This is a genomic window from Joostella atrarenae, assembly GCF_021764745.1.
GTDB lineage: Bacteria > Bacteroidota > Bacteroidia > Flavobacteriales > Flavobacteriaceae > Galbibacter > Galbibacter atrarenae.
The window spans coordinates 36,696-51,415 of the sequence record NZ_JAETXX010000011.1 but is presented as its reverse complement, the minus strand read 5'-3'; the positions used below and the strand labels follow the sequence as shown (position 1 = coordinate 51,415).

The 14,720-nt window shown below is 32.1% G+C and carries 15 protein-coding genes; 4 read left to right on the top strand and 11 right to left on the bottom strand.

Annotated elements, in window-relative coordinates; genetic code table 11:
- Positions 1-150: 150 nt before the first annotated feature.
- A complete protein-coding gene (locus tag JM658_RS14120) occupies positions 151-804 on the bottom strand; it encodes a hypothetical protein (protein ID WP_236959931.1) in 654 nt (217 codons plus the stop codon).
- A 181-nt stretch (positions 805-985) separates the two neighbouring features.
- Here JM658_RS14120 and JM658_RS14115 point away from each other — a divergent pair, with 181 nt between their 5' ends.
- Entirely contained in the window at positions 986-1,327 is a 342-nt protein-coding gene (locus JM658_RS14115) for a DUF1801 domain-containing protein (protein ID WP_236959930.1), read from the top strand.
- On the opposite strand, the gene JM658_RS14110 is transcribed toward JM658_RS14115, so the two are convergent.
- From JM658_RS14110 to JM658_RS14090, 5 genes are all read right to left on the bottom strand, one after another.
- Complete coding sequence (locus tag JM658_RS14110) at positions 1,328-2,878, bottom strand: PepSY-associated TM helix domain-containing protein (protein WP_236959929.1); 1,551 nt, start codon at positions 2,876-2,878, stop codon at positions 1,328-1,330. It lies immediately after the preceding gene.
- On the bottom strand, positions 2,879-3,184 hold the full coding sequence (locus JM658_RS14105; RefSeq protein ID WP_236959928.1) for a hypothetical protein: 306 nt from the start codon (positions 3,182-3,184) through the stop codon (positions 2,879-2,881).
- Positions 3,185-3,186: 2 nt separating this feature from the next.
- A complete protein-coding gene (locus JM658_RS14100; protein WP_236959927.1) occupies positions 3,187-3,516 on the bottom strand; it encodes a DUF3325 family protein in 330 nt (109 codons plus the stop codon).
- 116 nt (positions 3,517-3,632) lie between these two features.
- Entirely contained in the window at positions 3,633-4,346 is a 714-nt protein-coding gene (locus JM658_RS14095) for a DUF4198 domain-containing protein (protein ID WP_236959926.1), read from the bottom strand.
- A gap of 11 nt (positions 4,347-4,357) precedes the next feature.
- Entirely contained in the window at positions 4,358-6,811 is a 2,454-nt protein-coding gene (locus tag JM658_RS14090; protein WP_236959925.1) for a TonB-dependent receptor, read from the bottom strand.
- 135 nt (positions 6,812-6,946) lie between these two features.
- On the opposite strand from JM658_RS14090, the gene JM658_RS14085 reads away from it, so the two are divergent.
- On the top strand, positions 6,947-7,879 hold the full coding sequence (locus JM658_RS14085) for a helix-turn-helix transcriptional regulator (protein ID WP_236959924.1): 933 nt from the start codon (positions 6,947-6,949) through the stop codon (positions 7,877-7,879).
- On the opposite strand, the gene JM658_RS14080 is transcribed toward JM658_RS14085, so the two are convergent.
- Positions 7,880-9,070 (bottom strand): mechanosensitive ion channel, encoded by a 1,191-nt coding sequence (locus JM658_RS14080; RefSeq protein WP_236959923.1) that lies wholly within the window; start codon positions 9,068-9,070, stop codon positions 7,880-7,882.
- 161 nt (positions 9,071-9,231) lie between these two features.
- Entirely contained in the window at positions 9,232-10,050 is an 819-nt protein-coding gene (kdsA, locus tag JM658_RS14075) for a 3-deoxy-8-phosphooctulonate synthase (protein ID WP_236959922.1), read from the bottom strand.
- A 247-nt stretch (positions 10,051-10,297) separates the two neighbouring features.
- On the opposite strand from kdsA, the gene typA reads away from it, so the two are divergent.
- A complete protein-coding gene (typA, locus tag JM658_RS14070; protein ID WP_236959921.1) occupies positions 10,298-12,103 on the top strand; it encodes a translational GTPase TypA in 1,806 nt (601 codons plus the stop codon).
- 66 nt (positions 12,104-12,169) lie between these two features.
- On the opposite strand, the gene JM658_RS14065 is transcribed toward typA, so the two are convergent.
- Positions 12,170-12,460, bottom strand: coding sequence for an antibiotic biosynthesis monooxygenase family protein (locus JM658_RS14065; RefSeq protein WP_236959920.1), 291 nt, complete (start codon positions 12,458-12,460; stop codon positions 12,170-12,172).
- On the bottom strand, positions 12,457-13,215 hold the full coding sequence (gene ppgK, locus JM658_RS14060) for a polyphosphate--glucose phosphotransferase (RefSeq protein WP_236959919.1): 759 nt from the start codon (positions 13,213-13,215) through the stop codon (positions 12,457-12,459). Before ppgK ends, JM658_RS14065 begins: the two co-directional genes overlap by 4 nt.
- A gap of 170 nt (positions 13,216-13,385) precedes the next feature.
- Here ppgK and JM658_RS14055 point away from each other — a divergent pair, with 170 nt between their 5' ends.
- Positions 13,386-13,625 carry a YgjV family protein gene (locus JM658_RS14055; RefSeq protein ID WP_236959918.1) on the top strand — a complete coding sequence of 80 codons (240 nt, stop codon included), beginning with the start codon at positions 13,386-13,388 and terminating at the stop codon, positions 13,623-13,625.
- Positions 13,626-13,801: 176 nt separating this feature from the next.
- Here the strand turns inward: JM658_RS14055 and JM658_RS14050 are convergent, their stop codons facing one another.
- Complete coding sequence (locus tag JM658_RS14050) at positions 13,802-14,485, bottom strand: cell division ATP-binding protein FtsE (RefSeq protein WP_236959917.1); 684 nt, start codon at positions 14,483-14,485, stop codon at positions 13,802-13,804.
- Positions 14,486-14,720 lie beyond the last annotated feature (235 nt).

Sequence of the window (14,720 nt, the reverse complement as noted above, 5' to 3'; positions counted from 1 at the left end):
TAATTATAGGGAGGGGGAGAGTTTATAGTGTAGAATATATGTATTTTCTACAGTACTATAAATATAGTAGATATTTTTAAATGTAAAAACGGTTATCGTAAATATTTACGATAACCGTTTTTATAATAAGTTGCTTCTTTTAAAGAAAGTCTATTTTAGTTTTGCTAAAATACCATCTTTTTGAAGTTTAGAAATAACAGCATCTGTGTACCCTTTTGTAAAGTCTTCAATGTTGTTAGGATTGTATGTTTTAGATTGTGCAGACCAGATTAATTCTTGGCTCTCTGCATCATAGATATTAGTTTCTAAATAATATACTTTGTCTGTAGTGTAGTATCCAGGATCATATCCGTATCCATATGCATTGTTGTAATATCCGTAGAAATTACCATAATAACCATATCCGTAACCTATTGGATTATACATATAGCTGTTACCTTGTACATATCTTGTTTCGTCTTCTTGATCACGAAGCGTAACTGTTAGAATAGCTTCACTCTTAGATTCTTTAATTCCTCCAAGTAAAACCTCTTTTGTAGGCTTGTTATCTTTAGTGAAAGTCCCAGGGAATACATCGTGACTTTTAGTGGTAGTAATACCTCTTTGTTGTAATTGGAAACCTAATTCGTTCTCGATAATAGTTTTGTTAGGTACATTTCCTGTGATTGCAGCGATAAATACACTTTTGTATTTTTTAGTTGTAAAAGCTTCTTTATTTGCCCAAGAAGCAGTAATGTCTGTAGTAGTTCCACAAGCATAAACTAATACTAATGCTAAAAATGGGATAATGAGTTTCTTCTTCATGTTGTATAATTTTTATGCTAAAATAAATTTTATTTTCTTAAAAAACTAAAATTTAGAATTAACAAGTGATAATATATTTTAATAGTAAAATTACGAAATTTTGTATACTGAATGAAATTGTAGTATTAAGAAAACGTATTATACTTTCTGAATTGTCAATTACTTATATTAAATTCATAAAATGAATCCTGCTGAAGTCTATATTCTAAACCAGAAAGAACCATACAGAAGTATGCTCTTGGAATTGCAAATTCTTGTAACGGCTACATTGCCAAATCTAGAATTAAAATATAAATACAAAATTCCTTTTTTTTACCTTAACGGAAAACCATTCTGCTATTTTAATGTAACCAAAGGATATGTGGATGTGTGCTTTTGGAAGGGATTTGAAATCACCAAGTTTAAAGAGCTCTTAGTGACAGAAAATCGGAAAATGATAAAATCACTTCGCTATTATACACCCGAAGCCATAAATAGCGAAGTTCTTATTCCAATATTAAAAGAGTTAGAAACTTTATACTAACTAATTCTTCTCTTCCGGTTTTAATTTAAAACTAACAAGAAGGGTTATAGTTGCTAATACAATCCAAAAAACATCGATAAAAAATGCTTGATAATTTCCATTTATAAAAGCTGTCCAAAACCATTCTTTAGTAACCAAACCATTGCATATTGGAATTAGAAATCCAATAATACTTCCAGAAATAAGACTGTATTTATTGGTGAAATATAAGTTCTTTTTTAAGATGAAAAACACCGAGATAAGCAACCAACCGATAAAGTAAAATTGATACAGTTGCGTTTGATTTATAGGGTGAAATACTTTTACCACGATAAAACTTAAAGCCGTAATAGGATACATACCTAGACATACCGCCATATAGATATTTACTAGCCAACGATTAAAACGACGTTTTCTTTCAGGAACATTCTTTTTATCTCTAGCAACCAGCCATATTAAGACACCAGAAATGATTACAAAACAAGAAATAATTCCGAGAATAAAACTTATAATTCTTAGCGAAAAACCGCCATAATCTCCATAATGAAGTCTATACATAGCTGTTTTTACTCCATCGAGATATGTGTTTTCAGAATAAGGATCTTTTTTATAAAGTTCGACTCCAGTAGACGCTTTATAAATTACTTTTCCAGTTCCAGTAAACTCAACATGTTTATCTAGTTCCCCTTCAATAGCAACTTGCATAGCCTCATCTCCGTAATTATAAACATGGATATGGGTAATATTAAAGTCTTTCCATTCTTCTTTCGTGTTACTGATATATTTTTCAACAGAAGGAATAGATGAAAGTTTATTATAATTTAGAGCAACTGGTTTATCTGTATATTCTAAATCTTGATACATCTGTTCTTGGTCTCCATCATAAAGCAATAATACACTTGGAGCAGCCATAAGAATACTCAGCATAAAAAACACTCCAGTAACGGCATATATAAATTGAAAAGGAAGTCCTATAACTCCCAATGCCGTATGTGCATCTGTCCAGATCGTTTTTAATTTAGCTCGTGGGCGGAAGATATAAAAGTTTGAAATGATCTTATCCCAATGTATTAATACCCCAGTAATGATGGCGAATAGAAAAAAGAAAGCTACGAATCCAGAAAGGTAATATCCAGCGGGGTAGGGGATTTGAGCAAAGAAATGTAAACGGTATAAAAATTCTCCTAAAGTATACGATTCGATGTAATTATAGGTATTAAAGTTTTCTGTGTCCAAATAAAAGAAAGCCCCTGCTTTATCTTCTTCAGCAGCTAGGGTATCTTTTGTAGCACCTATATTTATATCTACTCTCCTTTCATTATAATGCTTTGCAATCTCCAAATCTCTTCCGTAGAGGTTGTATGTGTTTTCTAGGGAATCGATTACGGTATCTATGTTTATGGTAATTCCTTTATCTACAGCGGCTACTTCTTCATTTTTTTGCCAGTTTGCTATTTCATCTCTAAAAAATGAAAAGGAACCTGCAAAGAAAATTACAAATAGAGCAGCACTTATTATAATACCGCTAATGGTATGTAGGTGAAAAAATATATTATAAGAACGATTGTTCATTTACGAAGGGATAATAGGGTTATAAATTTTACCAAAATAAAATGCTAAATAAAACAGACCAGCGAGTAGTAAGTAAAGTGCCCATACTTTCCATCCATTTTTGCTTAGAAAAGCAAGAATCATGAGAACGCACCAAAGTATAAACCCTGAATATGTTGAGGTAATCATAACATTTACATGATTAAGCCATGATGCTAATGCTAAGTGTAAGGTTATGGTAACTAAATATCCACCCAAAAAACCAGCAGATATTTTAGCGAATCTTTGCGATGGAGATGCAGTAAGATGTTTTTTATTTGCTGGCATAATTATAGGATAAAGTTTTCAATAATTACAATAAAGATAAACGATACTAGTACAGTTTTATAATTCAGTATTTTTAAAGGAGAGAGGATTACAATTAAACTCCCTATTGTCATTAGGATAATAAACCACAAGAAAATTCCTGAGGCAAAGCCTTTTTCTAAAACTGAAATAACGAGTGCCGCTATTAATAAAATAGGGCCTACAAACTTTAAATTTTCATTTTCCTTTTGAAACCAATTATCAATTACGGAAGTGTTTAAAGTAGCCTTTTTAGATCCGCTATACAAGCAGTAAAAACCTATAAATATTAATATTGAAGCTAACGCAATCATGTTCTTTATTTATTTCCCTAACTGGGGTTTTTAATATTATTTAGATACTAGACTTAAACAAAGACAACTCTGAACTAAAATTCAGAGTTGTTTTCTTATAAGTTAAATTGCAATTATTAAGGCATGCAGTATGTTACACAGTGCCATATAAATTGATAATCTTCTCCATTATAATTCCCAGGAACTTCTTCTTTATGAGTTGTTTCTAGAATGTATTTTGTGTCCCATGGTTGGTTAAAAGAAATATATCCTTCTTCATCACTATGTAAAGTTTTGGACCATTGATCAGCAACGAAAACATTTACTTCATTTTTTGCCAAAGGTTTGTTCTTGTATAAGATCTGTAATTTTACTTCATCTTTATCAGAAGCAATTCTTTTAACAGTAATACCTTCGTTATTTTGTGTAGCAGTATCGTTGGTTTTGTTTCCTACATTTACATTAGCCACAGAGTGATAGTGGGTTTTAAAAATTCCAAAATCATACTGAGTGTAATCAATAACATCAATTTCGTTATTATTTAATAGGATGGTATACGTACCTTCTTCTTTAGGAGTAAAAGAAGTTAAATAATAATTTTCTTTAGCAGAAGTCTCTAAAGGAGTTTTTACTCCTGATGGAGATACCAACCAAACGGTAAATTTATTCACTTTAGAAAAAGCCTCTCCATTTACTTCTTCAATTACTCCATAAGTATATTCTCCATAATGTACTTTAACGGCTTGTTCTTTTCCTAGTTCACCATTGGTATCCGTTTCTATCCAAAGATAGTGTGCAAAGGTGTTTGTTGTTGCAAGTAGGAATATTGCGATTGCTATTATTTTTTTCATTTTATATTTAATTAAAAGTTATATGTAAAGTTTGCTGAGAATGTTCTTGGCATTTGTGGACTAACAGTAGACCAACCACCGTAGTATTCTTCGTTGGCGATATTGTTTAACTTAAGAGTGATGCTAAAGTCTTTAACTTCGTAAAATAAAGATGCATTTAGTACTGTGTATTCAGGAACTGTAAAGGTACCAGCTAGATTTCTATTGAAAACCATATTGTCTCCAGCATAATTTCCTCCAAAACCTAATCCAAATCCTTTTAGAGAACCATTATAAAAATGGTAGCTAGCCCAAAGATTGGCTAAATTTTGAGGACCAGCTTCTTCAGGGCGTTTATTTAAAAAGTCAGCATCTCCTTCTGTAATTTCACTATCATTATAGCTATACCCAGCAATTATATTTAAACCTTCTATAGGGTTTGCAGTAATGCTTGTTTCAAAACCTTTACTGTATTGTTCTCCCCCTTGAGAATAGGTTGTAGGTCCTGTAGTTAAAACGATGTTACTTACTTTAATATCGTAGTAGCTTAATGTAGCAGCTAATTTGTTTTCGAATAAACTAAGTTTTGTACCTACTTCAAATTGATTCGCTTTTTCAGGATCAAAACTTAAGGTTGTAGTTGTTTCCCCGTCTTGTACAATTCTTGGAGCAACGTTGCTAAAACCATTCATATAATTAGCAAACACAGAAACCTTATCTAGTATTGGTTGATATATTAAACCGAATTTAGGAGATAATGCCGTTTGTTCGTGCGCATCATTCGAAAAATGATCTAATCTTAAACTTGCCATAGCCGATAATTGAGGCATGAAATAAATAACATCAGAAACATAAGCACTATATATTTCTTGTTTAGTCTCGCTGTATTGAGCGCTTGGATTTCCTAATGTAGCAATACTAGCATCGGCACCAGCTTGAGTTAAAATTCCTGTATCGTCTACAAAGTTTTCGTTCATTGGAGTCCCAAACTGTTGGTGTAGAGCAGGAGCAACTGTAGCAAACTCTGCATTATTAGTACCTATATAAACAAATCCTTGGTTTGCGTATCCAGTACTATTGTTAATGATGCGTTGATTGTAGTAATCCAATCCAGCAACCATTTTATTTTTAAAGTTTCCTAAATTGAATTCTCCAATAAAGTTTTGTTGGATATCAATTCCTGTTTTTTCTGAATTTTGTTTACTGATATAACGAGAGAAAATTGTACCATCTTCAATTGGAGAAACTTGGTCTACAGAATTTGTTATTTCATATAAATAAGAATAATAGCCATCTGATTTTGCGCTAGAGCTCGATATAGCAGTTTGTGAAGTCCAATTATCGCTTAATTTGTAGCGCATTTCCCCTTGAAGGCTGAAAGTTGGATTTTTTATAGTCAAGTCATTACTCGTATATGAGCGATTATTATCATATCCTAACTCATCAATATTATGAACACGTAGTTCTGAACCTCTATCTAAAAACAACACCATCTGATTGGTATTTTCACCATTATAAAATTCAGTATTGATGTTAAATGATAAACGATCACTTGCTTTGTACGCTAGTGATGGGGCGATATAAAAAGATTTTTTTAAACCAGCATCCTGATAACTGTTTTGTGTGTGATAAGCTGTGTTTATACGAAGCGCAACATTTTTCTGATCATTTAATAAAGTATTTATGTCTGCTGTAACACGGTTTAAACCGTAACTTCCACCTGTATAAGATATGCTTCCTCCAAATTCATCAAAATAAGGACGTTTTGTGTTTACATTTATCAATCCTCCATAAGAAATCAAACTACTTCCATATAACGTTCCAGAAGGCCCTTTTATAATTTCTACATTTTCGATGTTTGCAGGATCCATAGTTCCATTTGTTAAACTAGGCAATCCATTCATCATGGTTGGTTGTACTGCAAAACCTCTTAAAGAATAGTAACCCGCACCATCGCCACCACGACCTGTAGATTCCCAAAGTTTGTAAATACCAGGAGCATTTTTAAGAGCATCTTCAAAGTTGGTAACTACTTGCTCTTCTAATAACTGACTAGAAACGGTGTTGTAAACCTGTGGGTTTTCTAAATCTTTTAAAGGAAGTTTAGATACAACAGTACTCTCTGAACGGTAAAATTTATTCTTTTTATGTCCTTCTAAAACTACCTCTCCAAGCTCTTCACTTCTTTCGATAATTTTGATGGAACCTAAATTTGTAGTTTGATTATTATAAACACGAATATCTTTTGAAGTACTCCTAAAACCTATATAAGAAACTTTTAATTTGTATCTTTTTGCTGGAACGTTTTCTATTTCGAAATAACCAGAGTCGTCTGTATTAATTCCAATATTTGTTCCTGTTAAAATTACATTTGCACCCGGAATTGCTTCCCCGCTATCAGAAATTACTTGCCCTTTAATTTGCCCTTGCTGAGCAATAACAAAAGAAGTAATGGATAAGAATAGTATAGTAATTATATTTTTCATACGTTAAATTATTATTTATATTTGGTCTAAATAAAATAGAGAGCAAATTTAGAAAAGCAAATGCATCATTAGTGACGCGATATGGATAAAAAAAGACGTGATTTTATTAATTGTGAATTAATCAATCTTTTAAAATTGAAAAAGAATTTCAGAGAGGTTATTGCTAGTTGTGTCTTGTCGGAAAATAATTCTGGGAGTCTCTATACTAAATATCAAGTGACTCCTAAATATGGAAAAGGTAGTATATTATCTACTCAAATAGCAGAGGTCACAATTGATGTTTGTAATCTAGAGCTAAGTCGAGATTTAGTCTTTTATGATGAATATCAAGAGGATGTTTTACAAATGTCTTTTCTGATTGATGGAGAGAAAATTGTTTCCTTACGAGGTAATAATGATGTCTTGAATGAAAGTCAAGAGTGTTACACTTCACGGATCAAAGAATTTAAGGGGTATGTTCGTTTAACAGGAGGGAAGCCTTTTAGAGAAATAAGAGTTAGCATTCCCATTTCTTACTTAAAAAACAGAGGAATTACTGATGTAACTGTTTTTAGTTCTTTTAATGATGCGAATATAATACAGCCTATTTCTAATGATATATTGTCTATTTTGATGAGTATTCAAGAAACCAAAATGAAGGGTGTGAGTCGCCGTTTGTATTTGGAGTCAAAAATTCTAGAATTATTAGCATTACAAATAGAACTTTATAAAAAGGGCTTGGTAGCTAAGGTGGGTACAAATCAAGATAAGATTTTAAAGAAACTATATGCAGCCAAACAATTAATGGATGAAAACATCGATAAGAATTATTCTATCAAAGAGATGTCGAGAGTATTAGCATTAAATGAATATATTTTTAAAAAGGAGTTTAAACGAATTTTTGGGTGTGCAATTAATGAATATTACACAAGGGAGAAGATGAATAAAGCCTCGGACCTTTTAATAGCAACACAACTTCCGATTTATGAAATAGCTGAGAAAATTGGATACAAAAATGCCACACATTTTAGTGCGGCATTTAAGCGTTTTTACAATAAGACTCCTAAAAAATATAGGAGTAGTTTATAATTACTCTTCTTTGTCTGATGGAGTTTTAGATTTTAATTTCTGAATTATCTCCTTAAAGTGTTCTCCAGCGGCTTCTCTTCCTCCAAGACCATAACTCAAGGCGATTGTAACAGCAATTGCACCCATAATAAAAGTAAAAGCGATTTCTACAATTTCATTAGCTATTCCCATAGTTCTTAATGCAATGGCAATAAACAAAGCCAATGAAGCTGCTCTTACAATACCTGCTATAAAATTATTGCCTTTAGATTTTAAAAGCATGTTATAGATAAGCGAGGATATATAATTTCCAATTACTAGAATTAGTAGCCCAAAAATTATCTGTCCTGTAAGCGTTAGGATCTCATTTAATGTATAGGTAAGGTGATCTAATTGTAAGATCTCTGTGGTAGTAATAATTCCAAAGAATACTATAAAAAAGTAACATATATTAGAAAGTATTTTTGCTAACGACCGTTTCTCTCCTATTATTTTTTGAAGCTGAATTTTTTCAGATAAACTGTCAATCTTCATGCTTTTAAGTAAGTCTTCAATTAGGTTTGTTAAGTATTTACCTCCCCAAATAAAGAGTACTAAAATAGCTGCAGCAACCAATACTTCTCCAATTAAATCGGTAAACTTCAGCAAAATAAGATTTGCAGGTTCTGAAATAGATTTAATATTTAATGCGTTGAAAGCTTGAATTAAAAACGGAACAAATATCAATATGAAAACTACTTTCTGAATGATGTTAACAAGAGTTTCGGTGTCTTTAAACCCTGTTTTATCTACTAGTTTATCTAGAAAAGAACCTCCTAAGTTGATTAGGTTGGAAACAAATTTAGCAAGTAAGTATCCTGCAAATGCAATTAAAAATCCAGCAATAATACTAGGAACAAAATTTAGTATTTGTGCTACCATATTTTCTACAGGAGTAAGCACTTGGCTAACACCTAGAAGTTCTAAAACGACCATAATAACAATTATCATGATAACATAATAGAAGATATTACCAATAAATTTATTGGTGTTTCCTATATCAGCCTTTCCTAGAATTTTTTCATCCCATGAAGTTTTTTTGAGGAGTCTTACTACAATACTCTTAACTCCTCGTGCTATGAGCCATCCTATAAATAGTACTAATATAGCACCAAGCACGCTGGGCATGAATTCTAAAATCTGTTCTGTAAAAGGGTTAAAAAATTTTCTCATTTATGTAATATTATAAGTTATAACTATTTATAATGTATGAGAAAATATTCACTATTCCAAATGAATAAAAAAATAAGTCTTTTTAAGAAGGTATTAATTGTTACGCTTCTCAAAAAGACTTATTTAAATGTAAACTGAAAACTATCAGTCTATAATACTCTTTAGAAAGAATTTACAGTCTTTCTAAGAGCTGTTAATTGGGTAAGTAGTTTTTCTAAATGATCAAGGTGAAGCATATTAGCACCATCACTTTTTGCATTTGCAGGATCAAAGTGCGTTTCCATAAAAAGACCGTCTACTCCTGCAGCTATTCCAGCTTTGGCGATAGTTCCTATCATATCTGGTCGTCCTCCAGTTACTCCGCTAGTTTGATTAGGTTGCTGTAATGAGTGGGTTACATCTAATACAACAGGAGCATACTCCTTCATTGTAGGAACCCCTCTGAAGTCAACAATCATATCTTGGTAGCCAAACATAGTACCACGATCTGTAATTAATGCTTGCTCATTGTCGCAGTCTAAAACTTTCTGTACAGCATGCTTCATGCTTTCAGGACTCATAAATTGTCCCTTTTTTAAGTTGATAGTTTTTCCTGTATTTGCAGCAGCAACCACTAAATCGGTCTGGCGTACTAAGAAAGCAGGAATTTGTAAAATATCAACATATTCGGCAGCCATTGCAGCATCACTAATCTCATGGATATCAGTTACAGTTGGCACATTAAATGTTTCAGAAACTTTACGTAATATTTTAAGTGCTTTTTCATCTCCAATACCAGTAAAAGAATCAATTCTACTACGGTTTGCCTTTTTAAAGCTCCCTTTAAAAACATAAGGGATTTCTAGCTTGTCTGTAACAGTCACTACTTTTTCGGCTATTCTCATCGCCATTTCTTCGCCTTCTATGGCGCAAGGTCCTGCTAACAAAAAGAAGTTATTACCTTGTGTATGTTTTATCTGTGGGATTTTATCTAGTTTCATTTTGAATAGATTTTATTTAACAAAGATACTGTTTTACGAAATAATTTAATCTCACTAATTTCAAAGATTCTTATTGGTTTTCCTTCAGAAGAATAAAAAGCTAATATTTAAGGACATAGCGTGTTGAGGAAGATTCTTAAAAACTAATATAAAAGATTAAAAATCAAACAATTAAATATTTTTAATTTTATGCTTCATCTAAAATAAATATACATTACCTTTGCGCCCTTAAAAGCGAGGGTATAATATGACTTCTATTAAAAACATAGCAATTATTGCGCACGTTGACCACGGTAAAACAACGTTGGTTGATAAAATAATGTATCACTGTCAATTATTTCGTGAAAACGAAAATACAGGAGATTTAATTCTTGATAATAACGATTTAGAGCGTGAGCGTGGAATTACGATTACTTCTAAAAACGTATCTGTTATTTATAAAGATACAAAGATTAATATCATTGATACTCCTGGTCACGCCGATTTTGGTGGAGAGGTTGAACGTGTATTAAACATGGCTGATGGTGTATTACTATTGGTTGATGCTTTTGAAGGGCCAATGCCTCAAACGCGTTTTGTATTACAGAAAGCAATCGATTTAGGGTTGAAGCCTTGTGTGGTTGTAAATAAAGTAGATAAAGAAAACTGTACTCCAGAGGAAGTTCATGAAAAGGTATTCGACTTAATGTTCGAATTAGGAGCAGAGGAGTGGCAGTTAGATTTCCCAACAGTTTACGGTTCAGCTAAGAATAACTGGATGAGTACAGACTGGAGAAATGAAACGGAGAATATTGAGCCTTTATTAGACATGGTTATTGAGCATATTCCTGAGCCTAAGTTACCAGAAGGAAATACTCAAATGTTAATTACTTCTTTAGACTTCTCTAGCTTTACAGGGCGTATTGCTATCGGACGTTTAACAAGAGGAGAATTAAAAACAGGGCAAAACATATCGTTAGTAAAACGTGATGGTTCTGTTGTGAAAAATAAAATTAAAGAGCTTCATGTATTTGAAGGTCTTGGACGTATAAAAGTAGACGAAATTCAAACAGGAGATATCTGTGCGATTGTTGGTCTTGAAGGTTTTGAAATTGGTGATACTGTTGCGGATTTTGAAGAGCCAGAAGGTCTTAAAACAATTGCTATTGATGAGCCTACAATGAGTATGTTGTTTACAATTAACGATTCGCCTTTCTTCGGAAAAGATGGAAAATTTGTAACATCTCGTCATATTAAAGACCGTTTAAGTAAAGAACTTGAGAAAAACTTGGCACTTCGTGTTAATGAAACTGATAGTGCAGATAAATTCTTAGTTTTCGGTCGTGGGGTATTACACCTTTCAGTATTGATTGAAACGATGCGTAGAGAAGGTTATGAGCTTCAAATTGGACAGCCACAAGTTATTATCAAAGAAATTGATGGTAAAAAATGTGAGCCAATAGAAGAGTTAACTATAGATTTACCAGAGAGTGTTTCTGGAAAAGCTGTTGAGATGGTAACGCTTCGTAAAGGTGAAATGTTGAGTATGGAGCCTAAAGGAGATCGTATGAATATTGTTTTTAATATTCCTTCTAGAGGTATCATCGGATTACGTAATCAATTACTTACTGCAACTGCTGGTGAGGCGATTATGAATCACCGTTTCTTAGAATATCAACCATATAAAGGTGAGATTCCAGGAAGAAATAATGGTTCTTTAATTTCTATGGAAAATGGAAAAGCAATTCCTTATTCTATTGATAAATTACAAGACAGAGGTAAATTTTTCGTTGATCCAAATGAAGAGATTTATGAAGGTCAGGTTGTAGGTGAAAATTCACGTAGTGATGATATGACTGTGAATATCACTAAAACTAAAAAATTATCTAACGTACGTTCTTCTGGTGCAGATGATAAAGCTAAAATTGTTCCGGCAATTAAATTCTCTTTAGAGGAAGCTTTAGAATACATCCAAAAAGATGAGTATGTTGAGGTAACTCCAAAAACAATGCGTATTCGTAAGATCTATTTAAAAGAAACAGATCGTAAACGTTTTGGAAAACAAATAGGATAATTCGCCAAGCGATATTTGATATAACAAAGCGGATAGAAATTAAATTTCTATCCGCTTTTTAGTTTTTTAGATAATTTTTTCAAAATGCTCCACAATTGGGAAAGGATCGTAGTAGTTATGTAATATCTTTTTCCATTCTTTATATGCTTCAGAGGTTCTAAAGCCGATAGTGTGATCTTCTAATTTTTCCCATTCTACAATTAAGAGATATGTATTCTCTTTTTCGATACATCTTAATAGACTATGATTTATATAGCCATTTATAGAAGAAATATATTTGCTAGCTATTATAAAATCCTTTTCAAAATGATCTTTTAGATTCTCTTTAATTGTAAGGTATGCAGCTTCTGTAATCATTTTTTAAGCGCTTCAGTAGCTAATTTTCTAGCTGCATAGGCAGCGCCAATAATACCAGCTTCGTTTAATGTTTCTGCTTTTATGGTTGGCACCTTTCTGTCTAAATATTTTTCGAATTCATCAAAATACTTGCTTCCGCCACCACCGAGGATAAATAAATCAGGACATAAAATAAGATCTACATGGTTTAAGAATTTATTAAAACGCTTACCCCATTTCTTGAAGCTCAAATTTTTAAGTTTTCTTACGGAGTTAGCAGCATAATTTTCTATGTTTTTATGCTTTTTATAATACATCTGTCCTAATTCAAAATTAGGAAGCAATTCTCCGTTATAGAACGCTCCAGAGCCTAATCCCGTACCAATAGTAATAGTGAGAACAAACCCTTTTTTACCCTTACCTGCTCCAAAATTCATTTCGGCAATTCCAGCGGCATCTGCATCGTTAATTACTATAAAAGGAAGGCCTGTTTCTTTTTCAAAAAGAGCTTGGGCGTTTTCATTCACCCATTTCTTATGTAAATTACTTTTGGTAATGGCAACTCCATTTTTAACAACTGTAGGGAGGCCACAGCCCACAGGCCCTTTCCAACCAAAATGATCTACAATTTCTTTTATGACAGCTTTCATAGCTTCTGGAGTAGCTGGTCTAGGGGTTTCTATTCGAAATCGCTCTGTCATTAATACTCCTTTTTCTATATCTACAATGGCTCCTTTCATTCCAGAAGCTCCTATATCTATTCCTAAAATTTCCATATATCTATCTATAAAAAAGTAATCCTTAATATCGTAAAAATAAGAGATTGTTATTATTATTCCTTGTTTTTTGAATATTTTCTAAAAATAATTCAACTTTTAAGCTATATTTATTTTTATAAAGAGATGTAAAGTTTTTGCTTTTAGCTTAATAGTTTAATAAAATATATATGGAATTTTTAGATACGTCAATCACAGAATTAATAGGTTATGCCGCTTCTTTAGGGGTGTTGCTTTCTTTTTTTATGAAAGAGATTAAAAAGCTCCGAATTGTGAATTCTATAGGATGTTTATTTTTTGTAATCTATGGATTGATGTTGCCTTCCATCCCTATTATTATAACCAATGCAGCTATTCTCGGAGTAAACTTCTATTATTTATTTATCAAGAAAGAAAAAAGTAAAGAGTGAAAACAGAAATTTAGAAGATTTTGTTCTTAAAGTATCCATTCAATAACTGTAGACCCACTTTATTATTAGTTGGTGTTGCATTAAAATATGTTGCTTCCTTAGAAGTGTACTCCTTTAAATCTTCAAGTAGAATTTAAGGTTTCGTGTAAAGATTATTTACAGATTATATAATATGGTTACACGTTTTTCTGAACCACTTCAAATACTTTACTTCCGTCGCACTTTAAGGTTTTAGAAGGAAATTTTAATAGCAAGGCATAGTCATGAGTTGCCATTAAGATGGTACGTCCATTTTTATTGATGTCTTGCAATACCTTCATAACCTCTACGCTTGTTTGTGGATCGAGGTTTCCTGTAGGCTCATCTGCAAGGATAAGTTCAGGGTCATTTAATAAAGCTCTTGCAATAGCGACACGCTGTTGCTCACCACCAGATAATTGATGCGGGAACTTAAACCCTTTGGTTGCCATTCCTACTTTAGTAAGTACTTCGTCTATTTTTGCAGTGATAAGATTTTTATCTGTCCATCCAGTAGCTTTCAGAACAAATAATAAATTATCGTTTATAGTTCTGTCTGGAAGGAGTTTAAAGTCTTGAAAAACAATACCTAATTTTCTTCTTAAAAATGGAATTTCTTTTTCCTTAAGCGAGCGTAGATCGTAGTCAACAATACTACCAGAGCCTTGTGTAAGAGGAAGGTCTCCATAAAGTGTTTTCATGAAGCTACTTTTTCCGCTTCCAGTTTTACCAATAAGATACACAAATTCTCCTTGTGAAATATTAAGATTAATCTCACTTAAAACCAAATTCTCTTTTTGATAAATAGCAACATCTCTTAATTCTAATATTATTTCACTCATAGTCTCTAGTAAAGGTTGTTTGTTTTCTACAGTTAAATTTAGTTTTTATAATGCTATCAGAACAATCTCAGTAAAAATATCAAATGTAATATTAAGATTATCAGATAACTTTTGGTAAAACTTATTGTAAAGGTAAATATAATATGTAATTCTATATCAGAATTTATTCCTTTAGGATAATTATAACAAAAAAACCACGTTATTAATACGTTCATTCACGTATTTTTGAATAAAT

Bases quoted from the DNA above. Each gene is read 5' to 3' on its own strand.
- JM658_RS14120 (WP_236959931.1), bottom strand. From the start codon at position 804: ATGAAGAAGAAACTCATTATCCCATTTTTAGCATTAGTATTAGTTTAT.
- JM658_RS14115 (WP_236959930.1), top strand. From the start codon at position 986: ATGAATCCTGCTGAAGTCTATATTCTAAACCAGAAAGAACCATACAGA.
- JM658_RS14110 (WP_236959929.1), bottom strand. From the start codon at position 2,878: ATGAACAATCGTTCTTATAATATATTTTTTCACCTACATACCATTAGC.
- JM658_RS14105 (WP_236959928.1), bottom strand. From the start codon at position 3,184: ATGCCAGCAAATAAAAAACATCTTACTGCATCTCCATCGCAAAGATTC.
- JM658_RS14100 (WP_236959927.1), bottom strand. From the start codon at position 3,516: ATGATTGCGTTAGCTTCAATATTAATATTTATAGGTTTTTACTGCTTG.
- JM658_RS14095 (WP_236959926.1), bottom strand. From the start codon at position 4,346: ATGAAAAAAATAATAGCAATCGCAATATTCCTACTTGCAACAACAAAC.
- JM658_RS14090 (WP_236959925.1), bottom strand. From the start codon at position 6,811: ATGAAAAATATAATTACTATACTATTCTTATCCATTACTTCTTTTGTT.
- JM658_RS14080 (WP_236959923.1), bottom strand. From the start codon at position 9,070: ATGAGAAAATTTTTTAACCCTTTTACAGAACAGATTTTAGAATTCATG.
- kdsA (WP_236959922.1), bottom strand. From the start codon at position 10,050: ATGAAACTAGATAAAATCCCACAGATAAAACATACACAAGGTAATAAC.
- typA (WP_236959921.1), top strand. From the start codon at position 10,298: ATGACTTCTATTAAAAACATAGCAATTATTGCGCACGTTGACCACGGT.
- JM658_RS14065 (WP_236959920.1), bottom strand. From the start codon at position 12,460: ATGATTACAGAAGCTGCATACCTTACAATTAAAGAGAATCTAAAAGAT.
- ppgK (WP_236959919.1), bottom strand. From the start codon at position 13,215: ATGGAAATTTTAGGAATAGATATAGGAGCTTCTGGAATGAAAGGAGCC.
- JM658_RS14055 (WP_236959918.1), top strand. From the start codon at position 13,386: ATGGAATTTTTAGATACGTCAATCACAGAATTAATAGGTTATGCCGCT.
- JM658_RS14050 (WP_236959917.1), bottom strand. From the start codon at position 14,485: ATGAGTGAAATAATATTAGAATTAAGAGATGTTGCTATTTATCAAAAA.